Here is a 23,602-nt window from a genome sequence, read left to right on the forward strand (position 1 = left end):
TGGCCTCTCACCCGGATCGAGTCCGAGATTCTCCATAAAATCCTCATACTGCTTATGCTGATCATCACTCCATTGTTTTGGATCCGCCCAGCTGGGATCGCCAGGAGGAGGGGCAGAAGTGTCTGCCATGGTGAGAACCTTTCTATTAGACAAGAACCCTTTTTTAGGGTTACTAAACTTTATTTTACTAAATTTTCTTTTATATTAAAAGCCCAAAATGGGTTGTAACTTTAGAACCAGCGAACATGGCAAACCCGCAAAGTAACTTTGGTGCCAACGTGAGGAATAATGTAGATTTTTTAGAACCATGAATTCTTTGATTGTTCTTCAAATCTTAGGGGGATTCTTCCTATTTTAAACTTCACAGTATAAAGCATTTTACTAGGAAAGTCCTATTTTAGCCATTTTTATCATCCCAATGAAGAGAGAGTTGTTGATAAATCTGATCAATAGATTTGGTACTGAAATTTGAAAATCGCACAGACACAAGTCGAACCCCGCCTGCATAATCAAAAGAGTCTAGCAGTTCATCTAGTACAGAATACCAATCAACGTTAGTGATCACTGTACGTTGTTTAGAATGAGTCGTAAAGTCTGCATAACGTATTTTTAATGTTAATGTTTGTGGGTGCAGCTTTTTACCTTCCACACTATGTATTACTTCTTCTAAAAGATCTTTCGCGATAGAAGCTATCTCTTCTCTGTCATGCAGATCAGAGGACATCGTAGTTTCCCTGCTGACAGACCTGACAGTTCGATTCATGACAATCTCTCTATCATCATTTCCCCTCGCTCGATCATAAAGATCATACCCAAACTTCCCAAACATCTCGATTACTTCGTCGCGAGATAGTTGCCAAAAATCCTTTATGGTATAAATCTCTTTTTGTGCTAACCGTTCTTTTGATCTTTTTCCGATACCATGGAGGGTTCCAACTGGGAGGTTTTCCAGTATCCCTAATGCTTCTTCTGGACGAATAATAACCAATGCATCTGGTTTCTTTAAATCACTAGCTATTTTGGCAAGTGATTTGTTATACGACAAACCAATACTACAAGTAAGCCCAGTTTCTGCTTTTATTCGCTGTTTCAGTTCTTTGGCAATTGGAACAGCATCATCATAATGAGACACATCCAGATAAGCCTCATCCAATCCGAGTGTTTCATATTGATCACTATATTGGGTATATATATGACGCACTTCTGCTGATTTCTCACGATAACGGTCATAACGAACAGGTACAAAGATTCCTTGCGGACACTTCCTTCTCGCCACAGACCCAGGCATAGCAGAATGAACACCAAATTCTCTTGCTTCATAGCTACAAGTAGAGACGACTCCTCTATTTTCCCTGCCACCTACGATTACTGGTTTTCCCCGCAGTGAAGGATTATCCAGTTGTTCTACACTTGCAAAGAAAGCATCCAAATCTAGATGTAGTATTTTCTTCACTGCGATCTCCCCTCTCATTCAAACATATATTCGTATAACTATTATAGAATAACTCTGTTTTGAAAACAAAACTACACCCCGTTTACACAAGGTGTAGTTTTCAAGAAAGTTATTTTTTTATATAGTGCAACTCTACAAATTGATTTATTTCCCTAACTTCTTGCAATTGATATCTTGTCTCGATGCTCTCTCCTTGAAATAACTTGATACCTTTGCCTAACGTTACTGGTGCAATCGTAAGAATCAATTCATCAATCAATTGGTGCTGTAAAAAATCTTCTATCAATCTTCCACCACCAACTAGCCAAATATCTTTTTTATCTGGCTCATCCAGACTCCTTAAAAAATCTATTACATTTTCATTTACATATTGTACATGCTCATTGGATCCTGTTTCTTGATTGGAAAAAACAAAGCATTCCTTATCGGCATATGGAAAAGGAACATCAAAATTTAAGATTTCCTTATACGTTTTGTTCCCCATCACAACAGTATCAATTCGTTTGATGAATTCGCTGTACCCGTTATCTTCTTCTCCTGCTGAAGTATGTAACCAATCTAAACTTCCTTCATCGTCGGCAATATGTCCATCGATCGACATGGCAATATAAAGGATTACTTTTCGTTTCATGGTCACTACGTCCTTTTCCCTAAGTTTATGAATGTTTGCTATAGATCAGATGCATTCTTACCTAGCATTTCCCCTACATTCATTTGGCGACCTCGAACAAAATCACCTGCTGCTAATCGTTTTTTTCCTGCTGGCTGAATATCCGCCAAGCGTAGAGAGCCAGAAGCTGTAGCGACAAAAATACCTCCGGGTGTAAGATCCCATATTTGTCCTGGTATCTTCCCTTCAGGAGTCTCTTCAACCAGCTCAGCCCACCAAACTTTAAATGCTTGTCCTTTCCAATAGGTAAAAGCGCCAGGCCACGGATGCATACCACGAATTTGATTACGAATCTCTATCGCTGAGCGATGCCAATTGATCTCTTCTTTTTCCCTCTTAATATTTGGAGCAAAAGTAGCCTGGTCTTCATTTTGAGGAACAGGAGTAATCTTTCCCTGAATTAATGCAGGTAATGTCTCTTTCACTAATTCTGCACCTACTAGGGACAGTTTCTCAAATAAACTTCCTACATGATCTTCTTCTGTGATCGGGATGCTCCTACTATTGATCATATCCCCAGCGTCCAATGCCTCTACCATATACATGATGGTGACACCTGTTTCTTTTTCTCCATCGATCAGAGCTTGATGAATAGGAGCTCCTCCTCGGTATTTAGGTAAAAGAGAGGCATGTACATTAATACAACCAAACTTAGGAATTTCAAGTATTTCTCTAGGTAATATTTGCCCGAATGCAGCTGTCACAATTAAGTCCGGTTTCATTTCCTTCACATAATCAATACCTTCAGGCAGTCTGATTTTTTCTGGTTGAAAAACAGGAATATGATGTTGGATTGCTACCTCCTTGACAGGTGGCGGAGTTAAGATTTTTTTCCTACCTACAGGTCGATCAGGCTGTGTAACGACAGATACAATCTCATATCCTTCTTCGATCAATGTTAACAAAGAAGGCACCGCAAAGGTTGGGGTGCCCATAAAAATTACTCTCATTGCTCTTCTTCCTCCTCTGGACGAAACACTTTCTGTGCAATATCAATGAACAATACACCGTTTAAATGATCAATTTCGTGCTGAAAAGCACGGGCTAAAAAACCTTCTGCTTCGATTTCAATTGGTTTTCCACTGCGATCCTGCCCTTTTACACGAATCACATTTGCTCGATTGACATAGCCTAGTAAACCAGGAATACTGAGGCATCCTTCTGGTGGTTCTAATTGTTCTCCCGATTTCTCCACAATCTCAGGATTTACCATCTCCATCAATTCGTCACCGATATCAACCACTAATACACGTTTTCCTATACCAACTTGAGGTGCTGCTAATCCTACTCCGTTTGCATCATACATGGTCTCAGCCATATCATCGAGTAATTTAGCCAATCGATCGTTAAATTTGGTTACTTCTTTTGCCCGTTCCCTAAGTATGGGATCGGGATACTTCACGATGTTGCGTATGGACATTTGTGATCACTCCTATCTCACCATCTCGATCTATTTGTATGCGTAATTCTTTATCTTTGGGCCATTTTTCAATGGTTTTCCATTTGGATTGAATATCTTTAATGATCTCTGTATCTTGTGGATACTTTACCATCACCTGAATACGGTGACGATCTTTTATTTTCGATACGGAAGGTGCTACTGGTCCTAAAACCTCATAAGCAGCATTTTCTTTTAAAAGATTAGCGATATCCACAGCATGTTTCATTGCCAAAACTCGGTCCACATGACTCACCGTTATGGTAAACAAACCGCAAAAGGGAGGATAATGATGCTGTTTTCGTAACAATAATTCTTTTCGATAAAACGACTCCGACTCATGATTTGCAACCATTTGAATGCTATAGTGGTCTTCTTGATACGTTTGGATGATTACTTTTCCTGGTTGTTCATGTCTACCAGCACGTCCACTTACTTGTGTAAGCAATTGGTATGTTCTTTCTACAGCCCGAAAGTCTGGCAGATTTAGCATGGTATCTGCAGCAATCACTCCGACCAATGTAACCTTGGGAAAATCCAGTCCTTTGGCAATCATCTGTGTTCCTAAAAGAACATCTGCCTCTCCTTCCCCAAATGAACGGAGCAATCGTTCATGGGAACCCTTTTTGCTTGTTGTATCCATATCCATTCGAATAACACGAATACCAGGAAAATGTTTACTTAACTCCTCTTCTACTTTTTGGGTACCCGTACCAAAATGACGAATATGTTCACTTTGGCATTTTGGACAAGTAGTGGGAACTCGGTCAGTATAACCACAATAATGGCAGCGGACTGTTCGATTCGTATGATGATAGGTCAATGCGATATCACAGTGATCACAATTTGCCACTTCTCCACACGAACGACATAACACAAACGTAGCATATCCGCGACGATTTAAAAACAATACAACCTGTTCCCCACGAGCAACAGTCTCTTGAATGGAGGTAGTAAGGGATTTACTAAACATGGTCCGGTTTCCCTGTTTTAGTTCTTCTCTCATATCTACCGTCTCTACTTTTGGAAACGGGCGACCTTTCACTCTCTCTTTTAATGTTACCCATTCGTATGCATTGGTGCGAGCATGAAAATAACTTTCTAGAGAAGGTGTAGCTGATCCTAAAATTACGGTTGCTTGATGAAATCGGGCACGCCATCTCGCAATTTCTCTTGCATGATAACGTGGGCTTTCTTCTTGTTTATAAGATGATTCGTGCTCTTCATCAATAATAATCAAACCTAACTCTGTAAATGGAGCAAAAATAGCAGATCGTGCCCCAATCGCTACTTGAACTTCTCCTCGGCGAATTTTCCGCCATTCGTCGTATCGTTCGCCTGCTGAAAGCCTACTATGAAGAACTGCCACTTTATCTCCAAATCTACCTTTAAATCGATCGACCATCTGAGGAGTCAGAGCTATTTCGGGAACCAACACGATTGCTTCTTTGTTTTGTTGCAGAACTTTTTCAATGGATTGTAAATATATTTCTGTCTTCCCGCTACCTGTCACTCCATGCAACAGAACTGTCTGATATTGCTCTTCTTGCATCGGTTTTGAAATAATATCTAGAGCTTGTTGTTGCTCTGCTGTCAACTCCAAAGGAACAGTCGGAACAAAAGAAGCATTTCGATAGGGATCACGATACTGCTCTCTGACTTCCAATTGAATCAAACCACGTTCTTCTAATGCTTTGGCAGTCTGTCTATTTGCACCAGTTTCTGCTAATAATGTCGCCAATGGAATGTCTTTCGGATCTTGGAGTAAATACTGCATTACTTCGATCTGCTTTTTTGCACGTTTTGGGATATCTTGCACATTGTTGTTTTGTAGTCGAACCCAAGTTATTTGTTCTTTTGTTACACGGTCACCCACATGCTCTTCCACTAAGACTACTTTGTTTTGAATAGCTTTACGTAACGCAGGTCTCCCCACCATCTCTTCTGCTTCTTCAAAAGTACATGATGTTTTTTTCTCTAAAAGTTGAACGAGTGGCTCCATTTCCAAATCGGCCAATGTATCCACAGAACCCAGATAAATTTTTTTCTGATACTTTCCTTTTAAAACAGCTGGAATCATCGACTGAAAAGCAGTTATCGTATGACAAAAATATTCTTCCGCCATCGCTTGACCAAGCTGCAAAAGTTCTTGCGTTAAAGGAGGCAAAATATCTTTTACATCTAAGATGTTTTTTAGCTTTTGAGAAGGTGGTGCTAGGATTAACCCAACTACATAACCGAGTATTTTCCGTGGTCCAAAAGGCACTTCTACCCGGCTACCTAACTTCACTTCTCCAATCAAATTTTCAGGTACCAAGTAATCAAAAGGTCGATCTGTTCCTTTACTTGGAACATCCACCACTACTTTTGCTAACTGAATCATAACTGTGCTCCGAGCCAAGTTATGAGCTGCTCTGACAAATCTCGTTTAGACATCACTGGATAGGTAGCAATTAACCCTTGTTTGCCATAAACACTTACAGCATTGGTATCAACAGAAAATCCTGCTCCCTCTTGGAGCACATTGTTAGCAATAATAAAATCCATATTTTTCTTCTCCAACTTCTCCTTTGCATACATTTCTACATTTTCTGTTTCAGCGGCAAAACCGATCAACAATTGATTTTCTCTTTTTCGTTTTCCCACTTCATATGCAATATCGGGATTTTTTATCAATTCAATCTCCCAGTTGTCTGTATGTTTTTTTCGTTTGTGTGTTAATACTTCTTTTGGACGATAATCTGATACTGCTGCTGCTTTGATCACCATATCCACATCATCCAAATGTGAGAGAACAGCATCATGCATTTCCTGTGCCCCTCTCACCGAAATTACTTTTGCACCTTGAGGTGGTGTTAAAGCTACTGGACCACTGACTAAAATAACATTTGCCCCAGCAAACAAAGCAGCTGTAGCCAATGCATAACCCATTTTACCAGAGGAATGGTTAGACAAATACCGGACTGGATCTATTGCTTCTATGGTGGGACCTGCTGTAATAAGAACCGTCTTCCCTTGTAATGAATGTTTCTTATCAAAAAAGGATTGCACCCACGCAACTATCTCTTCAGGCTCTGCAAGTCTACCTTTCCCAACATATCCACAAGCCAACTGTCCTTCTCCAGGTTCAATATACTTTACACCATGATCTGCTAATTTTTTCATATTGGCCTGTACAAATTTATTTTGATACATATGTACATTCATAGCAGGAGCGAGTACAATCGGCGCTTCTGTTGCTAATATTGTCGTCGATAACATATCATCTGCTAAACCGTTTGCCAATTTACCAATAATATTTGCTGTCGCAGGTGCTACTAATACAAGATCTGCATGATCAGCTAAATCAATATGCATGACACGAGATGGATCTCGCTCATCAAAGGTGTCTATCGCTACAGGGTTTCGTGTTAATGTTTGTAAGGTAAGAGGGGTGATGAATTCGGTAGCAGACTTTGTCATAATCGTACGGACATCCATCCCTAGCTGAGTCAGTTTACTCGCAATCGAAGCGGCTTTAAATGCTGCAATTCCTCCAGTAATCCCCAATACGATGCGTTTTTTCTCCATCTCTATCCCTCTTTTGTCCTGTTGATAGATATCATATCTTTCCTATCTTATTTACGAAAAAAATAACAACCTCACTATCAGGTTGTTTATTTTATCAAACTTTCCTTACTTTTCTTCTGTATTTCTTCTTGCTCGCATAGGTGTCACAACAATATTGGATGAGATTTCTTCTAAAGCTACCCCAACATGCTTGCTCGATTGCGCTTTGATATGAGCGTTTTGACCTTCCAATAGTCCTCTTGCCCGTTTTGCTGCAAGTACAACTAAGGAATATTTACTATCTACTTTTGCCATTAATTTATCTATAGATGGATATAACACAATCCATTCCTCCTATCCAACACGGTTAATCTTCCATAATCACTCTTGAAGTATGACAATGCTCCGCAAGCAAGATCGCTTCGATCTTTTCGCAAGCACGTTCCAATCGATCATTAATCACTGCATAATCATACATAGTCAGTTCTCTGCATTCACTTGAAGCCACATGGAGACGACGCTGTATCGTAGATACTGTTTCAGTTCCTCGTCCCATGATTCTACGTTTTAATTCATCCATTGATGGTGGTAGTAGAAAAATAAAAATCCCTTCAGGGAATTGTTCTTTGACTTGCTTGGCACCTTGAACTTCAATCTCCAAGATAACATCTTCACCTGCATTCAATTTATCTTCTACAAACTGGCGAGGAGTCCCATAGTAATTTCCAACATACTCTGCCCATTCAATTAATTTACCATTTTCCATCATGGTAAAAAACTCATCTCTTGTATGGAAGAAATAGTTCACTCCATGTTGCTCTCCTTGTCTTGGAGAACGGGTCGTAGCGGATACAGAGTAGATCAGATTGGGATTGCGTTTACGCAGCATCCCGCACACCGTTCCTTTACCTACACCAGAAGGCCCCGATACAACAATAAGAAGACCGCGGTCTTGATAACTGGGATTTGTCATGACTTATCGTATACCTTTCTACTCTAACATCTTTTAGTAGTTATTACCAATTTATTCTTCGACTAATCTACTAATTCCTCTGACTGTTCTTTCGTAACATTCGCTAAACGTTGTGCGACTGTTTCCGGTTGGACAGCAGATAAAATAACATGATCACTATCTGTTATGATGACCGCACGGGTTCGTCGTCCATATGTAGCATCAATGAGTACACCTCGATCACGCGCTTCCTGTATAATTCTTTTGATTGGTGCGGAATCAGGACTCACAATCGACACAATTCGATTTGCCGAAACGATGTTACCAAAACCTATATTAATTAATTTAATGCCCAAAATGTTGCTCCTCCTCACCCATGCTGGGAATATCGCTTATAAAACTCTCTATGCTATTGTAGTTGGTTTTACTGGAAGACGCAACAAACGAAGTTAAGAATTTATGATAATGCAGCGTTCAAATGAGCCAAAATACAAAAGATTAACTCTATTATTCAGCAATAAAAAGTTCTTGAAATAAACAGCCTCCATCATTCTACATAAAACGGGAATCCCACTATCAGTGTCATCATTTCATCACTGACCTATCTCGTTTTTTCCACCCATTCCTGTTAGAATAGAGACGATATTGTAAAAATGGTAAAAGGAAGCTTGATTCATGTCAAACAAAATCGTAAAAGGAACCTTGATACTCAGTGTTGCTACTCTTCTTACAAAAATACTGGGTAGTCTCTTTTGGGCTCCCTTACAAAACATCGCAGGCGATCATATCGTGGGGTTGTATCGGATTTCATTTCCTTTTTATTCTATCCTACTCATGATCGCATCTGCAGGAATACCTATCACTGTTTCCAAATTTGTAGCAGAAAGGCTTGCAAAAGAAGATTATGAAGGTGCACAAAGAGTAAAAAAAGCTGCTGCTATCATCCTCTCAGTAACAGGGATTTTCTTTGGAATTATTCTGTTTTTTGGTGCTCCTTTCATCGCAAATGTCATGCTAAAAAGCCCCCAAAATACGCTACCTATTCAAGTGCTTGCAGCTGCTATTATCATTGTTCCTGTTATGGGAGCATATCGAGGCTATTTCCAAGGACATCAACAAATGATGCCTACTGGAATATCGCAAGTAATAGAACAAGTAGTACGAGTCGTAACAGTCATAGGACTTGTCTACTGGTTAAAAGTATCTGGTTTTGGAGCTGAAATATTAGCGGCTGGCGCCACAGCTGGTGCAGTCTTTGGTGCTATTGCAGGTCTATTGGTTGTACTTTGGTACAACGCTAGAGAAAAAAAACCAGTTATCCAAGTAACCCATTCTTCTTCTAAAGAATCACTGTGGGGTTTATCCAAATCAATCATCGCATATGCTATTCCCATTTCCCTTGCTACGCTTGTACTTCCGTTAATTGGATTAGTAGATTCACTAACTATCCCAAGAATTTTAGTAAGCATGGGAAATACGGCCTCCATGACAGGTACACTCTTTGGGATTTATGCACGCGGAGAACCTTTTGTAAATATTATTTCGACCTTTTCGTCTTCATTGACGCTTGCTTTGATCCCTGCAATCGGAGCTTATGTGGCGAAGAATAATATGGAAGCTGTCAAAAATAAAATCTCCCAAGCATGGATGATGACTCTCGTCATCAGTCTTCCTGCAAGTGTGGGACTCAGTATTTTAGCTGAACCTTTTAATATCGCAATGTATACGGATGCAAAAGGTACTCCAACCTTAGCGATACTCTCCTTCTCTGCTATCTTTAGCACCTTGGCTGTTACTAGCTCTGGTATTTTACAGGGATTGGGATATAACAAACTACCTGTTCGTCATTTATTAATTGGTGCAGCGGTCAAATTCATTAGTAATTTTATCTTCGTTCCACTATATGGAATAGCCGGTTCTGCTATTGCTATGGTGATTGCTTATCTTGTCGTTTGTTTATTAAATTTATGGATGGTGTTTCGTAAGACCAATATCAAAATCTCGATTAAAAATGTATTTATAAAACCAGTCCTTGCTTCAGCGATTATGGGGGGTATTCTCTATCTCTCTTATCACGTCTTGCGTGGTTGGTTTGTAGTAGCGGGTTTCAATCGTTGGGAATATATGGGCATCAGTTTTGTTTATATCCTCTTTGCGATTATCCTTTACTTTATCCTACTTTTGGTGACCAAAACCGTCACACAAACGGAGCTTCGCATGTTACCAATGGGTAACCGATTGGTTCGTATTTTTCAAAAATTAAAGTTGATCAAGCAAGTAGAGAGTATGTAAAAGACCTTGACAAAGGTCTTTTTTTTATTCTATAAAATCAAAAGAATGCTTCCAATCGTACATCCCTTTTATCCCACCAAAACAAAGATAACGCTTAAATATATATATTGACTTTTGACACTACAAAAACATTATAATTATTTACAAATAGATTAATATTATATATTTTACTCTAAGCAAAGAAGGGGAATACATTGAAAATTGTAAAAGCAGATCTTTTTGGCATCCAATTACCACTCAAAGAACCCTTTATCATATCTTATTCCCGTTATGATTATATGCCATCTATCATTGTCCGTTTAGAAACAGACGAAGGATTAATTGGTTATGGAGAAGCAGTACCAGACGAACATGTCACTGGTGAAACTTTTTCTAGTGTGATTCAAGTGTTAAAGCAACATCTTCTACCAGTAGTACTGGGGATGAATCCTTTCTCCATCGAACAGATTCATCATTCGCTTAATCAAACGATTTATGCAAACCCTTCCGCAAAAGCTGCTATTGATATTGCTTGCTATGATCTAATGGGAAAATATGCAGGACAACCCATCTATAACTTGATTGGTGGAGAATTTCACAAAAACCTTACCTTCCCAGCGGTATTAAGTATTGATGAACCAACTGTTATGGCTGCAAATGCAAAGAAAGCGCTATCAGAAGGGTATTCGTATCTAAAATTAAAACTAGGACATGACCCATACGATGACATCCAACGTGTCAAAGCAATACGTCACGCAGTAGGACCAGAAGTTATTATCTGTGTAGATATCAATCAAGGTTGGCATAATTATTCGCAAGCGATTCGATCGATTCGCGAACTAGAATCATATGATATCGCTTGGGTGGAACAACCGATCATGATACACGACATAGATGGTTTAGCAGAACTAAAAAAACATACAACATTGCCTATCATGGCAGATGAAAGTATCCAAAACGGATATCATTTAATAGAAATAATCAAAAAACAGGCTGCTGATCGAATCAATATTAAATTGATGAAATGTGGGGGAATATTTCCAGCTATTCAATTAACAAAGATGGCGGAATACGCAGGTCTTTCTTGTCAAATTGGTTCAATGGTGGAGTCTTCCATCGCTTCTGCAGCTGGATATCATGTTGCCAAATCCCATAAAAATATTACCCATACAGAGTTAACAGGACCTTTGCTATTTAGTGAAGATATTGGAGACTTAGCTTATGACCTTCCCTTTGCAGCATTAACCAGTAAACCAGGATTGGGTATAGAAGTGAATATGGATAAGATTCAAAAATTAACAATCACGAAGGAAACTGTCAGACTACCATAACGCTGATTCCATAATGGAATCAAATAGAGCCCAATTCCTGTTAAGAATGCGGGCTCTTGATTTATATAATCATGCTCTATTATTTACTCCAAGTATTTCTTTCCTCAGTAATTGTATCTGCTACTCTTCTTTCAGACAGTGCAAGCACCATATAAGCCATGACTATTCAGACCCAGTTCCCTGCTAAATACAATCCGATTGTACTGGGAGTCGCCAATTCATGAAGGATTAGACTGTTTATTAATCAATATTATTATTTATGTTATTCTAAACAAAGAAATTTCTATAAAAGTAAATGCAGAATATACAACCAACAAATGAAGGAGCATTTTTATTGGAAGACTTTCTACACTCCAAACTTTTCTATATTTTACTCGCTGTATACCTTTTGATCATGGCTAGAATTCAACTTCGCAAAGTTTGGGTATTAGGATTCATAGCGGAGCAACTATTAAAATTCACCCTTTTCATAGGCGGGATATTAAGTTATGTAACAGGTGATTACATGATCGGATTGATGATGCATGGACTTTTTGTCATACAATGGGTTGTATTCAAAAATTTCAAGAACCCATTTCGAAAATAATTTAAATATAAAATTTTTAGTTTACGCCTACTTAGACCCCAGTTTAAAAATAAATAAAAACCAGCTTTTCATCAAAGCTGGTTTTTCAATTCAAATCCTATATGTTCCTTTTTATTTCACTTCAATTACAAATGGGTAGGCATGAACTTGTTCCCCAAATTTAAATTCTCCCCAAAGTTTATATATTCCAGGCTTCATAAAATGGGTCTCAAAAACCGTTTCATTTTCAGATTTTGGATGAACATGGATAAAGGTCTCCGCTGATTCATCCAAAATCACAACATGTCCCAATGCCCCTAGATAAGGATCAGGTTTTCCGTTTTTACTATCAAAACGGAATGTTGTATTCTGGTGCACACCAAGAGAATCAATGGTAAGTTCGACTGTTTTATTATCAATAGATTTTACAAACGTTGTATCTACTTCTAAAGGATGAATATGATGTACAGAATGGGATTGTCCCACTTCCAATTCAATTGCTTTATTATGATAGGCTATGTTTTTAGGTTGAATATCTACAAAAACTTTATATGCATTATCTTTCAATTTAAATGCTTGCTCAAAAATTCCATTTCCTTTATCGATTGGATGCAAATGATAATATTCCTTTAAATCCGCACTTACGACAATAAGATGCAAACGTTTCTCATGATTTATTTCTAGTTCAGGGGGATTATTTTCATTATCTTTTAGATCAATCGTGATAATCTCATTTTGATAATCAACCTTTACGTTTAAGGTGTTATTGGTATTGTTTGCTGTTGTATGATGATGATGATGATGGTTTTCCATTTTTGTTTGTCTCCTTTTGCTTTTCCTTGTTAGTTGTTTTATTCATTTCCTTCTTGATATAAATATACTATACCCCCCTATACTAAGTCAACAATTAAAAATAATTTATTATTAAAAGCTTCATCACCTCCCTATACCTAAAAGAGAAACATGTGCTTAAACAGATCTTGATCACTCACTTTCAAGATTTGTTTAAGCTTTTCCTAATTTGCTTCCTTCAGATGAACAAACTTTTTGTTCCTATCCCATTATATGTTTTTAAGCATAATTTCTTTTTTATTCCTGTCTAACACATGAATTTCAGCCTTACCTCCAAGATGATGCGATCCTAATTCAGCCAATTCTTTAAGTGCCATACGAAACTCATCGATTCTTGTCTCATCTACTAACTCCAAGCATAGGAAAGCATTTTTTGTGTTTTCTGTCAGCATTGTTCTCAAAGCTTCTCGCCAATTCCAACATCTACATATCGCACCTGCATCATCTTTGTAAATAATCTCTCCTTCATATGGAGGAATATTTTCATCACTCCCTAAAGGAATAAATGATTCATTTCCATTTGCCTTCGTTAATCGTATGTTACCCACAAAAGAATCTATATCTTCTCCCCCACATGGGAGTCCATAACGCAGTGAAATGGAATTATAAATATCAACAAGTGGATTTATTGGTCGAATCGAATTGCCATTCTTCACTCTTTTCAATAATGCTTCAATCGAAGACCTCGCTCCTTTCTTTGTTTTAAATTTCTGAAAAGCTTCCCTCCAAACAAAGATAGCTGAATTTTTACTAAAATCATCCATTTCGATATGTCTAAGAGCCTCTTTCCCTGCTTCTTCTAACATTTTTTCATAAACTTCAACATCTCTTATTGAGTTATTTATTCCTCTACTTAATACCACTCCAACCTTTGCATTGGGAAATAAGGACCAAAAATCATCTTCAATGATAAATTTTTGCACGAAATTCTCTCCATTCATTCTAATGATCTGTACCAGTTAACAGAGGAAATAATAGTGGAAATAACCCATAAAATTGATTCGCTATCATCTCTGATAATCTAAATATGATACTCCCATCACTTTGTAAACTGGAAAACACCAACGATGATAAGATTTTAACGTAAATTTTGGGATTATGTTATCGCCTTATCCTTCGTTTGGCTTAAATACTATTTTTAATTAAAAAAGGACTTATTGTAAATAAATTGCACAAGTCCTTTTTCCTATAAAGGAGAATTGTAGTATAATACAACGAATTACTACCACATTTTTTTCAAGAAATGGATGAACAAGCATATCCAAATGATTCCCAGCTCCAACGTATGAATAAAACTGGGTAGTCTTTTTTTGCCAATCATTTACGGATGATACTGCATCATCAGCTTTGATCATATGGATAATGCATTTATTCTACCTTCGTATGCTAGTAAGTGCCCTATAGGAAGTTTTTCTTCCTTAGAAATTACCTGAGTAGAAATAATCGATTGATTATTTTCTTGTAAACTCATTACTCTATTTCCCCTAAACCAGAAGCAGCCATATCTTTATCCCCATAACCAGCATGAAGTGCTCGCTCAAATCTCTTCAAACCTGCGACAGCAGTATCTACGAGAACACCCGACTTCTCTGCAGCCTCCACAACTAACTCCGCATCTTTCACTGCGTTTGCAATCGAAAAGCTAGCTGTATAATCATTTGCTAGAATAGATGCTGCTTTTAACTGGAAAAATCCACTATCCATTGTCAAACGAAGCTAGATCATCGATTGCTGTGACTCTAACTGTACTCATCTGGATCCAAATCGCTCCTTTTTGCAGACCTAGAACAGCAGATTTCATTGTTTCTAGTACATTCGGTCCATCCTTGAGCAGTGTAATGATAACATCTGCACCTTTAACGGCTTCCTGAGGTGAATCAGCCACATCAATACCATGGGAAGCAAGCGGCTCAGCCTTTGATCGTGTCCGATTCCAAACTCGTACATGGAACAAATTGTTCTGTAAATTGCGAGCAACAGGTGAACCAATGATACCTGTTCCTAAAACAGCAATAGTTTTTACTTGTTCTGCATTTTTCTTATTCGACATGTCGACTCCTCCTAGGGATATAGAAAATGATAGGTTTTAGTTTTAGAATGATCGTACCAAAACAGGATAAAAAAATCCCTGCGATGAATGCAGGTAGTTTGAGTTTAGTAAGGATGAATCAAATAGCTTCGATCGTTACATCAACCACGTCAATCAAAATCTGTCTTCGATTCTTACCAAGACATCCTTTACTTAGTACTCGTAGCCCTTGAACCGTGTTCAATACAAATCGTGCAAGTGCACGGGCATTTTTATGTGATGGAATTTCATCATTCTCTTGTGCACTACGAAATACCCCGTATAATGCCACCTCTAAATAATTTAAATTTTGGGATACAATCTCAGCCACTTTTTCATCCTGACTTGCATGCTCCAGTGCCGCGTTCGCGGTCATACATCCGCGTCCTTTTTCGTCATTAAGCTCTTCCTCTACAATATCCATCAAAAAATTACGAATGCGCTTCTTGATCGTGCATCACCGCAGGAACCATCATTGCAGCTGCTAGCTTTGCTAGTACACTTGTCCGTCAGAATGAGAAGAACAGACAATCGGACAGCACAGACAGTAGTGTCCAGACAGAAGCGATAAACAGTTTCCATGACTCGGACAGTTCGGACAATATTACAAAACGGATGATGCGATCCACGACTGGACCATCGATTGGAAACTTCCTAAGCATCAAATGGAGAGGGCCAAAGCAGCTGGAAAGATAGTAAGAATTAGTTATGATAAAGAGCTAGAAGACCGAACGAAGAAAGTGAAAAATAAGATACTACGATACGATGAACCTACTATTTCCCACTACCAATATAGTGATATCGATTTAGACAGGACTTTTTCCGATAAGAAGTACAAAAGAGGGATGCATCCCAATTCCCAGACAAGTCTAAAACAGAATCAGAAAACAAGTTCACTCTACCTCTCACTTAAATAGATGTTTGAATCAATCCATTCTCATCCTTTCTACATAGAATATATCAATCTAATGAAAGGAGGTAATGAATTGAACATTATATTAGATGATTGTGAACATGAACATCACGATGAACATGAACATCACGATGAACATGAACATCACCATGAACACCATCATAAACATCATCACAAGCACCATCGCAAGCACCATCGCAAGCATCGTCACCATAAACATCACCACCGTTTTAGAACGGAAGTCATCACTTTACGTCCTGGACAAATCGTTTCCCGTACTTGCGGTACTTTCTCTGGAAGAACCATCACTCGTCGACTCCGCAGAGGAGAAGTATTAGTGGCTATTTGCCAAAGTTCTCGTAGAAGATTTATTTTTGTATGTGGTAGACCTATATTTACTAGAACTATTTTCTTACAAAGAGGAACGAGAATCATAGTAAGTTGTCGCCGACGATTTACCTAATCTACTGGCTCCTTGCATGGAGCCAGTTTATACATATCCACAATAAACAAGTTAATCTCCTCTCCCCACTCTTGGAGGTACCGATTTACGAATCATTTCGAGAGAGGAGGGGGGAGTTCACTATCAGTTGTCCGTTTGTTTATTTCGCTTGCAACAATTGGGAAACTGTCACAAATCGATACCCTTTTTTGGTTAATTTTAGTTACTGTAATAAAAGTAGTCGTCTTGAACCTTCTTATCTGATAGATATTACACCTGCCTTCTCGGTAGCTCATAATAAAGTCATCCAATCAGATCTAAAAAAACTTCTTCTGCCCCTGATACTCCTGCACTATCTCCACTGCCTCACGGAAACGCTGTGCATGTACAATTTCCCTCTCTCGTAGAAATTTCAAAGAATCATTGATATCTGGATCATCCGACATATCAATGATCCATTGGTATGTAGCTCTCGCTTTTTCTTCTGCTGCGATGTCTTCGTATAAATCTGCTATAGGGTCACCTTTAGATGCTATGTATGTAGCCGTAAATGGATTTGCCGCAGCACTTGTATAAAACAAGGAAACATTGTGGTTGACATAGTGTTCTTCAAGCCCTGCTTCTTTGATCTGTTCTTTAGTCGCATCTTTTAGAAGTTTATTAACCATTACATTATAGGTACATTTTTCAAGCCTTTACATACAAGTTATTTGAATCCTTTTAACTATATGTTGGGCATTTACAACAATGTAATGGAGGATTTTAAAAAATGAATAATGCATTATCAAAACTAGGAGAATGGATCGGAGCTTTCCTCCTCCGTTCTCTTTTACTGATTGGGGCAGTAGTTGTTTTTAGTAATGGTATATACATGAGTTGGAACCACACACATGAATTCGCCACCATTTCAGGGATGACTGGATCATTAGCTACATCCTATACAATGTTTGTAGAAGTGATCCTCGGAGTATCTGAGATAGTAATTATCTTCTACAGTTTCTTGAAAACAAGAATACCAACGGCTGTTATTTGGGGATTTGGATTCGGACTGATCATTAATCTCATTGGTAATGTTTCATCATTAGTAAACTATGGTGGTTGGGGAATATTCACAGGGGTATCCATCACAGCAGGAACCATCATCGCATCTGCCATCTTTGCAAGTGCTCTTGTCCAGCAAAATGAGAAAAACGGACAGACGGACAAAACTGTTCGGACATTTTTTCAGACAGTTACTTCTTTTTTCAGACGGACACCATTAGACAGTCCAGACACTCGAACACTTTCGGACACGGACAGCGAAACGGATACTCAGACAGCGGACACTTTCGGACACCCAGACAGACAAATCAGAATCATTCGGACAAATAGAAAGAAAGTGTCCAGACAGACAGCAAAGCGATATTTCTTTAACGGACAGTACTTAGGACAGATTAAAACAGACACCTCGGACCGTAGAGAAAATATGGACGGACACTTCGAAAACATAGACACTGCCTCTAACCAGACAGACGCTCAGACAGTAGAAAATATAAGCAGTCGGACACTCGGACAGATTGAAACGGACAGTGCAAACAGTAGTGTCCAGACAAAAGAAACGGACACTCTCCATAACTCGGACAGTTCGGACAAAATTACATTACGGACAATTTCGGACACCTTAGACAATCAAACACATGAGCAAACAGACACTCAGACAGACAGTTTAAAAATCTCGGGCACTCCGGACACAATCAGCAGACAGACACCCTTATCAGAAAACGGACAACGGACAGCTCGGACAAAAATAGCAAATCGCATTAATCATTTATTAGATGAAGCAGACACTTTTGATGATGATGAACATGTTTATCATATGGCCCTCGAATATATAAAAGAAAACGGAAAGCGTCCGAGCATTCGAGGTCTAGCAGATCTTGCTGGAGTGAAAAAAAATAAAGCAGAAAAAGCTATGAAAAGAGTAAAGGCTGAGCAAATTGCATGAGATACTACAAAGACCAGTACACAGTAGTGGATGAGGAAGACATCGAGCTAGGAACCGCATACGGAAACTACATAGTAACTGTATCTGTGGAAACGATGGTCTTCCCAGGTCGCATATCACGCAAGAAATATATAACCATATTTGAGTTGGAAGATGAGGATGAGGAGAAAAGTTTCTGGGGGAAATTGAGGGATCTGTTTGGGACCAATCATCCCATTCTCCCTCGGACACTTGTTCCAGATGAGATCCAGATGGATGATGCCATCCACGATTGGATCATTAACTGGGAGCTTCCCAAACATCAAATTGAGAAGGCAAGAGTAGCTGGAAAGAAATTAAGGATCAATTATGATAAAGAACTGGAAGACCGCACGAGGAAAGCCAAAAATAAGATACTACGATATGATGAACCTACTATTACTCACTACCAATATAGAGATATCGATTTAGACAGGACTTTTTCCAAAAACAAATACAAAAGAGGAATGCATCCCCACTCCCAAGCACAGTTAAAACAAAATCAGAAAACAAGTTAACTTCCTCACCCACCCTTGGGATATTCTTCATATAGACTGAAAAATGGATATTATGATACTATTTAAATAGGTTGACAAGTTGATCTCCTGGAGGTAAAGGTAAGATGCGTAAGGCAGCAGTAACCATCATCGGCTTCGTTCTCAGCTTCATCGCATACCGTGTTCTGAGGAAGAAGCTGACCGACGAAATCCCCCTTGGAAATGGAGAGTTCTTGGATGGAACTGAATCCGTAGAAGTAATGGCGATCTTGGACAAGGTCAATCGCCTCAAGGACAAGGGGTAGATCGGTACCGTGCATACGCTGCGCAACCTTTGGTGAGGATCCTGTCCGAAAGACGCTGATTCTTAACATCAGCGTAGGGACTGAGGGCTACAATAGGCTTCAGCTTTGCTCTCATCATCCCAGTCTAGATAAAGGTCACGCCCTGATCTAGACACCGTAAATTAATACTTTATCATAGATGCTTTGATAAGTTTGAATCAACAAAATCTAGAGTCAAAAAAACAGGTTACCCCCCCTCTCCCCCACTCTCGGAGGTACCGATTTACCGAAACGTTTCGGTGTTTCGGCTTTCGGTAGTGGTGGAATCGGGGATTTTTTTGGTCATACTACTAATATTTTTTTGTAAGACTTAATTGATAAGTCTTCTTGTACTGGCACTCCATTTACCTCTATCCAAGCATGAGAAACAAATGGAGCTACCCTCACACCTACACATAAATCTACTTTTTTACTTTTTGAAGTTGCATAAAGAAATAAAGCTAGAGATTGTTCTAAACAAGCAGTTCGAGACAAAAAAAGTTTTTTAGCCTTATTGATTTGAGTCCAAGCCACTTTAGTATCATCGTAAGACCACTCCTGTGGGCAACTCATCTTTCTTTTTTTTAATAGAGGGGATAGTTGCTCCATACTACGGTTCTTAATGAGAAAAGTAGCTAAGACAATGGAAATCCATGCACGCATCATCGTTTTAAAATCAACCCCTTCTCGCTGAGCTTCTCTAAAAAAGTAACCATATCTTCTTCTATCCTATCTAAGGAGATATTGTAGACATTGCTCAATCGTTTAATCGCTTTTTCCAAATCCCCATGACTTTTGATTTGTTCCAAAAACTCTCCACCAGACTTACTGATTCCATAAAAATAATTATCCCGACAATCTAAAAGGACATACTTTTCTTCAATTTCTGTTATTTGAATGTACTCAGGTACAATGTACATGCTTTACCCTCTCTCCTGTTTAAATTGACGAAGCCACATCTCTAATGCAAGTGTTTGATTAAACTCAGGTAATCTAACTGGAGCTCCAATTAATAAACGATGAAAACACTCTCGAAATTTATCTTTATCTACTAAGCCCATCTCGGATAAATGCATTTCTCGAAATGATTTGTGAAACCATGAATAATTCTGCTCCATTCCATGATAAACGTCCGCAGTATAGTTTCCTTTAGTGTTTCGATTCAACAAACATGAAGGTAGATCACTATGGAATGATCTTTTCAATAGAGGTTTCAATTCATAAGGATCCATTCGATTCTCTGGAAGTGTTCGGATACAAGTGCGAAGAACATTATGGTCTAAATAAGGAAAACTCATGTTTACCTGTTCTTGTTTTGCTAAATTTCTCAGCCCACTCGAAATATATCCAAGATAGTGAATTCCATGAATGGTATTAGAAACCCCAAGACATTTCGAGTATCTAAATTTTTTAATAGAAGTTGAGAAGTTTAACCAATTTGCTGAGTTATGTGTAAGAGCGAGAGGATGCCTTTGTTTTGGTTTAAATGGTAAACCTAATCCAACACGGAATGAACCAATTAACCAAGTTAGAGGTGATTGCTTTTTCACGTCAGCCCAACCTCTTATATGTGAATAAAATGTCTTCCATTTCCCTTTGAAAATTAAATCAACAAGATAGGAATGATCAGCTTCTAAAACAATATCTCCACCTTCACCACTAAAGTGAATGTCTGATTTATTTTCTTTTGCCCATTGAATAATTTTATATGTTTTATTTGCGGACCAAAGAAATGAAATCGGACTATCCCCCCTGAATCTATCCATGTGGGAATAAATCGATGGAATATCCCCTTGACTCAATAAGGTTTGTTTAATATTTTTTTGTATTTTTGCAATCTCCTGAGCTATCTCTCCGTCTTCATTTTCTTCTTTACCGATGATTGTCACAGACTTAACTAGGTTTTCTTTAGAAGCAATACATGTGATGGTAGATGAATCCAATCCACCACTTAAGTCCGATGTAATCTTCTTGTTTTGACATCGTAAAGCTACCGAAGCTGTTAATTCCTCATTCAATTCATTCTGTGCCATCTCCCAAGAGAGATTCTCCTCCATATCAATGTTCCAAGCTTGGAAAAAGTCTACTCGATCCTGATCACTATTTATATAAAGTGCCATCCCTCCAGGAACCATCTGGATTTTTTGAAAAGGAGTCTCTGTTTCAATATGAAATCCGCTTGTTGATAAAGACCGACGAAACCAAGAGGTATTAAAAGGGGAATCAACTATATCATTTAGTCGTGTGAGGTGAGAGGAGATTAACCATTGTTTGTCTTTCTTTGTATAATAAATCGGTCTGACATTCCCTAAATCAGAGAAAAGCCATAATTCATTTGAGACCCTTATTATTGTTTGATAGTTTCCTCTTAAAAAGAGAATAGTATGAGGATGTAAGGTGCGTTGAAACTCCTGAAATGCGTGATAGGTAGCTTCTTGGTCAGATAATATCTCTCCAATAAAATAACACTCTGCATCCCCATCTTTGTGATAAACATAATGATCTAAAATCTCATCCATGACTAAATGATTTGTTTGATAGCTAGAAAAAAACACCAATATCTCTCCTTTAAAAAAAGAGACGCTAAGCGCCCCTTTTTTTAATTTTGATAAGCATTTGCATCAGCAGTATCAGAAAATTTAGGTCCAAGTGTCATCTCTTCAAAACTACCAATTTCAATCAATTCCGGAGCTTGATATTCCACGTCATTCACCCCCTCTCAATGTAACTGTGATCCGATCACCTACAACGATCGGTTTTAATTGGTCATAACTTGGCTTTCCATTTGACACCCAATCATTCCACCAACTACTAAGAACATCTTCATGTTTTTTATCAGATACCATCCATTTGTTTTCATAATGGTATGAGAGGAGTGCGAATCCTTCAGGACTGCTGTATCCGATCAAGTATCCATGATCAGGATGAAAAGCAAAGGTAAAACCATCTGGATATTTACCAAGTAAATAAGGACGAATATCCATACCACTTTCTTCAAATGAAGATGACTCAGGAGACGCCTGTACAAATTTTTTATTCCAATTTTCACTATGTAATTGTTTCATCCACTCAGAACTTGCCCAGAACGGATGATCACCTGTACCAGTCACATCTGCATGTATTTCATGCCCAAAAAAGTTAACAACAGGTTCAGAAGTCATCATGATATATCCTTCTTGACTTACTAAGCCACCCTGCAATTTCCCGTCGACGTTCTTCAATTGAACAGTAACCATGCATCCAGCAATGGGCAGTACACGAAAGGGAGCAACAATGATCCCATCCTCTTTTAGTTGGTCCTTCCATGAATTGGGGATGTATTCAGGAGTAGTCCAAGCAATAATGCGGTCATAAGGAGCATTTAGCTCATATCCAGTTCTTCCATCCCTTGTTACACATGTTACATGGGGATAATTAGATAGTCTTCCATTGGCTCTCTTCGTAAGTTCAGGATCTATATCAACTGAAACTACCTGACCAGACGTACCAACCAAATTCGCTAACAATGCTGTACTATAACCTGAACCTGTACCAATTTCTAAAACTCGTTGACCTTTTTGAACTTGTAACATACGGAGACCATTCTCAATTGCTTCTGTAGCAGTTGTCTGAGGAAGTAAATCCCCATCTTCTTTCCAAACATAATCATCTCGATTAACTTGATTTATTACTTGTTTAATATCCATATAAAACCTCCATGATAAATTATTTTCAAGCTGATCTCATTAGCTTTTAACTTTGAGGTAATTTATAGTCTAGCCTTTATAGGAATATCTATCAAACTAATTTGATATTTCCGAAAATTAATCCGGGATTATCAGCTGAGCAATTCTAATAAATAACGTTCATGATTGCGTATCTTTTCAAGTTCAAAAGCAGAAATAAAAGTAATGAGTGAAGAATGAAAGCGACAAACCTCTTCGTTTTTTGCTATTTTAATAAAATGAAATAAACTTTCCATTTTTCGCCGATTCATCTTTTCCATGCTTTGTTCTAAGTGAATATGACCATAACGAAGTAATACATAGATGGATGAAATGAGAGTTGATCGAGTATTCGACTCTCTCAGCTTATCAATCAAAGAAACATAATGATCACCTTCACCGCAATGATAAACAAAGTATTCAGCAAGTTCATTCGCTATTTCAATTACTTTTTCCAACTTCAATTCATTACGAATAGATGTCATAGTGAGTACCTGAAATTGTCGTTTTCCCATTCAAAAATTCAACACTACTAAGTTCCGTAAAAGGAATGGTAAGGATCTTTTTATTTG

The 23,602-nt window shown here is 38.3% G+C and carries 27 protein-coding genes and 1 pseudogene; 7 read left to right on the forward strand and 21 right to left on the reverse strand.

Annotated elements, in window-relative coordinates; translation table 11 throughout:
- Nucleotides 1-397: 397 nt before the first annotated feature.
- The 9 genes from A3GQ_RS0110565 to remA form a co-directional block, all read right to left on the reverse strand.
- Entirely contained in the window at nucleotides 398-1,453 is a 1,056-nt protein-coding gene (locus A3GQ_RS0110565; RefSeq protein ID WP_028777023.1) for a DNA polymerase IV, read from the reverse strand.
- A 109-nt stretch (nucleotides 1,454-1,562) separates the two neighbouring features.
- Nucleotides 1,563-2,084: a dihydrofolate reductase family protein gene (locus tag A3GQ_RS0110570; RefSeq protein ID WP_028777024.1), complete on the reverse strand. Its 522-nt coding sequence runs from the start codon at nucleotides 2,082-2,084 to the stop codon at nucleotides 1,563-1,565.
- Between the two features lie 38 nt (nucleotides 2,085-2,122).
- The gene (gene fmt, locus A3GQ_RS0110575; RefSeq protein ID WP_028777025.1) at nucleotides 2,123-3,073 is read right to left on the reverse strand and encodes a methionyl-tRNA formyltransferase; all 951 of its coding nucleotides are present in this window, start codon (nucleotides 3,071-3,073) and stop codon (nucleotides 2,123-2,125) included.
- Nucleotides 3,070-3,543 (reverse strand): peptide deformylase, encoded by a 474-nt coding sequence (gene def / locus A3GQ_RS0110580; protein WP_028777026.1) that lies wholly within the window; start codon nucleotides 3,541-3,543, stop codon nucleotides 3,070-3,072. Before def ends, fmt begins: the two co-directional genes overlap by 4 nt.
- Nucleotides 3,500-5,944, reverse strand: a complete 2,445-nt coding sequence (gene priA / locus A3GQ_RS24080) for a primosomal protein N' (RefSeq protein ID WP_051271592.1) — start codon at nucleotides 5,942-5,944, stop codon at nucleotides 3,500-3,502. Before priA ends, def begins: the two co-directional genes overlap by 44 nt.
- A complete protein-coding gene (gene coaBC, locus A3GQ_RS0110590; protein ID WP_028777027.1) occupies nucleotides 5,941-7,131 on the reverse strand; it encodes a bifunctional phosphopantothenoylcysteine decarboxylase/phosphopantothenate--cysteine ligase CoaBC in 1,191 nt (396 codons plus the stop codon). Before coaBC ends, priA begins: the two co-directional genes overlap by 4 nt.
- 105 nt (nucleotides 7,132-7,236) lie before the next feature.
- Nucleotides 7,237-7,452: a DNA-directed RNA polymerase subunit omega gene (gene rpoZ / locus A3GQ_RS0110595; protein ID WP_028777028.1), complete on the reverse strand. Its 216-nt coding sequence runs from the start codon at nucleotides 7,450-7,452 to the stop codon at nucleotides 7,237-7,239.
- 25 nt (nucleotides 7,453-7,477) lie between these two features.
- On the reverse strand, nucleotides 7,478-8,083 hold the full coding sequence (gene gmk / locus A3GQ_RS0110600; protein ID WP_028777029.1) for a guanylate kinase: 606 nt from the start codon (nucleotides 8,081-8,083) through the stop codon (nucleotides 7,478-7,480).
- A gap of 62 nt (nucleotides 8,084-8,145) precedes the next feature.
- Nucleotides 8,146-8,418, reverse strand: a complete 273-nt coding sequence (gene remA / locus A3GQ_RS0110605) for an extracellular matrix/biofilm regulator RemA (protein ID WP_028777030.1) — start codon at nucleotides 8,416-8,418, stop codon at nucleotides 8,146-8,148.
- Between the two features lie 319 nt (nucleotides 8,419-8,737).
- Between remA and A3GQ_RS0110610 the strand changes: the two genes are divergently transcribed.
- The 3 genes from A3GQ_RS0110610 to A3GQ_RS0110620 all read left to right on the forward strand — a co-directional run bounded on the left by A3GQ_RS0110610 (nucleotide 8,738) and on the right by A3GQ_RS0110620 (nucleotide 12,250).
- On the forward strand, nucleotides 8,738-10,354 hold the full coding sequence (locus A3GQ_RS0110610) for a putative polysaccharide biosynthesis protein (RefSeq protein WP_028777031.1): 1,617 nt from the start codon (nucleotides 8,738-8,740) through the stop codon (nucleotides 10,352-10,354).
- A gap of 194 nt (nucleotides 10,355-10,548) precedes the next feature.
- On the forward strand, nucleotides 10,549-11,664 hold the full coding sequence (locus A3GQ_RS0110615; RefSeq protein WP_028777032.1) for a mandelate racemase/muconate lactonizing enzyme family protein: 1,116 nt from the start codon (nucleotides 10,549-10,551) through the stop codon (nucleotides 11,662-11,664).
- 334 nt (nucleotides 11,665-11,998) lie between these two features.
- Nucleotides 11,999-12,250: a hypothetical protein gene (locus A3GQ_RS0110620; protein ID WP_028777033.1), complete on the forward strand. Its 252-nt coding sequence runs from the start codon at nucleotides 11,999-12,001 to the stop codon at nucleotides 12,248-12,250.
- Nucleotides 12,251-12,361: 111 nt separating this feature from the next.
- Here A3GQ_RS0110620 and A3GQ_RS0110625 read toward each other — a convergent pair whose 3' ends face one another.
- The 5 genes from A3GQ_RS0110625 to A3GQ_RS24085 form a co-directional block, all read right to left on the reverse strand.
- Nucleotides 12,362-13,042, reverse strand: a complete 681-nt coding sequence (locus A3GQ_RS0110625) for a hypothetical protein (RefSeq protein WP_028777034.1) — start codon at nucleotides 13,040-13,042, stop codon at nucleotides 12,362-12,364.
- A gap of 248 nt (nucleotides 13,043-13,290) precedes the next feature.
- Nucleotides 13,291-14,004, reverse strand: coding sequence for a B3/B4 domain-containing protein (locus tag A3GQ_RS0110630; RefSeq protein ID WP_028777035.1), 714 nt, complete (start codon nucleotides 14,002-14,004; stop codon nucleotides 13,291-13,293).
- Between the two features lie 547 nt (nucleotides 14,005-14,551).
- Nucleotides 14,552-14,785 carry an NAD(P)-binding domain-containing protein gene (locus A3GQ_RS27820; protein WP_028777037.1) on the reverse strand — a complete coding sequence of 78 codons (234 nt, stop codon included), beginning with the start codon at nucleotides 14,783-14,785 and terminating at the stop codon, nucleotides 14,552-14,554.
- Entirely contained in the window at nucleotides 14,778-15,131 is a 354-nt protein-coding gene (locus tag A3GQ_RS27825; protein WP_028777038.1) for an NAD(P)-binding domain-containing protein, read from the reverse strand. Before A3GQ_RS27825 ends, A3GQ_RS27820 begins: the two co-directional genes overlap by 8 nt.
- A 118-nt stretch (nucleotides 15,132-15,249) precedes the next feature.
- A complete protein-coding gene (locus A3GQ_RS24085; RefSeq protein WP_342664999.1) occupies nucleotides 15,250-15,600 on the reverse strand; it encodes a TetR family transcriptional regulator C-terminal domain-containing protein in 351 nt (116 codons plus the stop codon).
- A gap of 535 nt (nucleotides 15,601-16,135) precedes the next feature.
- On the opposite strand from A3GQ_RS24085, the gene A3GQ_RS27830 reads away from it, so the two are divergent.
- Nucleotides 16,136-16,525, forward strand: a complete 390-nt coding sequence (locus A3GQ_RS27830) for a hypothetical protein (RefSeq protein WP_083964188.1) — start codon at nucleotides 16,136-16,138, stop codon at nucleotides 16,523-16,525.
- A gap of 296 nt (nucleotides 16,526-16,821) precedes the next feature.
- Here the strand turns inward: A3GQ_RS27830 and A3GQ_RS24090 are convergent.
- Nucleotides 16,822-17,172 (reverse strand): annotated as a pseudogene (locus tag A3GQ_RS24090) (manganese catalase family protein); the annotation flags it as partial.
- Nucleotides 17,173-17,273: 101 nt separating this feature from the next.
- Between A3GQ_RS24090 and A3GQ_RS0110675 the strand changes: the two are divergent.
- The 3 genes from A3GQ_RS0110675 to A3GQ_RS0110685 all read left to right on the forward strand — a co-directional run bounded on the left by A3GQ_RS0110675 (nucleotide 17,274) and on the right by A3GQ_RS0110685 (nucleotide 19,308).
- Entirely contained in the window at nucleotides 17,274-18,488 is a 1,215-nt protein-coding gene (locus A3GQ_RS0110675; RefSeq protein WP_028777040.1) for an MFS transporter, read from the forward strand.
- Nucleotides 18,485-19,024: a hypothetical protein gene (locus A3GQ_RS0110680; protein ID WP_028777041.1), complete on the forward strand. Its 540-nt coding sequence runs from the start codon at nucleotides 18,485-18,487 to the stop codon at nucleotides 19,022-19,024. The genes A3GQ_RS0110675 and A3GQ_RS0110680 overlap by 4 nt, the downstream gene beginning before the upstream one ends.
- Before the next feature lie 104 nt (nucleotides 19,025-19,128).
- Nucleotides 19,129-19,308: a hypothetical protein gene (locus A3GQ_RS0110685; protein WP_028777042.1), complete on the forward strand. Its 180-nt coding sequence runs from the start codon at nucleotides 19,129-19,131 to the stop codon at nucleotides 19,306-19,308.
- Nucleotides 19,309-19,629: 321 nt separating this feature from the next.
- Here A3GQ_RS0110685 and A3GQ_RS25675 read toward each other — a convergent pair whose 3' ends face one another.
- The 6 genes from A3GQ_RS25675 to A3GQ_RS0110715 all read right to left on the reverse strand — a co-directional run bounded on the left by A3GQ_RS25675 (nucleotide 19,630) and on the right by A3GQ_RS0110715 (nucleotide 23,545).
- Nucleotides 19,630-19,992 (reverse strand): lasso peptide biosynthesis B2 protein, encoded by a 363-nt coding sequence (locus A3GQ_RS25675; RefSeq protein ID WP_051271594.1) that lies wholly within the window; start codon nucleotides 19,990-19,992, stop codon nucleotides 19,630-19,632.
- Entirely contained in the window at nucleotides 19,989-20,246 is a 258-nt protein-coding gene (locus A3GQ_RS0110695; protein WP_028777043.1) for a PqqD family protein, read from the reverse strand. Before A3GQ_RS0110695 ends, A3GQ_RS25675 begins: the two co-directional genes overlap by 4 nt.
- A 3-nt stretch (nucleotides 20,247-20,249) precedes the next feature.
- Nucleotides 20,250-21,881: an asparagine synthase-related protein gene (locus A3GQ_RS0110700; protein WP_028777044.1), complete on the reverse strand. Its 1,632-nt coding sequence runs from the start codon at nucleotides 21,879-21,881 to the stop codon at nucleotides 20,250-20,252.
- 44 nt (nucleotides 21,882-21,925) lie between these two features.
- A complete protein-coding gene (locus tag A3GQ_RS26950; protein WP_211227722.1) occupies nucleotides 21,926-22,030 on the reverse strand; it encodes a lasso RiPP family leader peptide-containing protein in 105 nt (34 codons plus the stop codon).
- Nucleotide 22,031: 1 nt separating this feature from the next.
- On the reverse strand, nucleotides 22,032-23,012 hold the full coding sequence (locus A3GQ_RS25680) for a protein-L-isoaspartate O-methyltransferase family protein (RefSeq protein ID WP_051271597.1): 981 nt from the start codon (nucleotides 23,010-23,012) through the stop codon (nucleotides 22,032-22,034).
- A 131-nt stretch (nucleotides 23,013-23,143) separates the two neighbouring features.
- On the reverse strand, nucleotides 23,144-23,545 hold the full coding sequence (locus A3GQ_RS0110715; protein ID WP_028777045.1) for a hypothetical protein: 402 nt from the start codon (nucleotides 23,543-23,545) through the stop codon (nucleotides 23,144-23,146).
- Nucleotides 23,546-23,602: the final 57 nt, after the last annotated feature.

The organism is Shimazuella kribbensis DSM 45090 (assembly GCF_000428065.1).
Taxonomy (GTDB): Bacteria; Bacillota; Bacilli; order Thermoactinomycetales; family Thermoactinomycetaceae; genus Shimazuella; species Shimazuella kribbensis.